Origin of the sequence: Paracoccus salipaludis (genome assembly GCF_002287065.1) — a bacterium.
Lineage (GTDB): Bacteria > Pseudomonadota > Alphaproteobacteria > Rhodobacterales > Rhodobacteraceae > Paracoccus > Paracoccus salipaludis.
The window spans coordinates 1-500 of record NZ_NSJZ01000187.1; the positions used below are offsets into that span (position 1 = coordinate 1).

The 500-nt window shown below is 64.8% G+C and carries 1 protein-coding gene; it reads right to left on the minus strand.

The genetic code is table 11. The features are described 5' to 3' along the window. A partial coding sequence (locus tag CK240_RS18105; RefSeq protein ID WP_135059018.1) for a replication initiation protein occupies positions 1-485 on the minus strand: 485 nt, incomplete at its 3' end. Positions 486-500 lie beyond the last annotated feature (15 nt).

The following is a 500-nucleotide window of genomic DNA, read 5'->3' on the forward strand; positions in this document are numbered from 1 at the left end:
TGACGGAAGTTATTCCAACGCTCGTAGGACTTCTTGTCGGCCACCCCCATGAGGGAGCGCAGCTCGTCCAGGGTGAAGGTCCAGAACGGCCGCCCCAAACGCTTCTTGTCAGCAAGCAGCACATAAAGTTGGCGGCCGTGGCCGGTTAGACTGTGGGCTGCGCGGGCCTCGATCTTGGCAAAGTTCTGCGGACTGCGGAGGGCATGGACGCCTGCGGGCGGGATCAGTGCCCGCACCATTGAGCCACCTTGGGTAATTTTCCATTCAGCCAGCAAGACCGCGCCCCATGGATCGCCGCGCCACTCGCCACTGAGCTGTACGCCAGTCAGGCGTGTCAGGCACTCGCGCAGCCAGACATTATCGCTGCGCCCGTCCTCGCCGCGCAGCAGCCGGGAGGGCACCTCGAGCCAGACGCTGTTGTCTACCTCGGAGGGGATACGGGCGGCGTCGAGCGCCGATGCCAATTCCCAGATGGCCGAGACCATGGCCGGGGTCAGCGG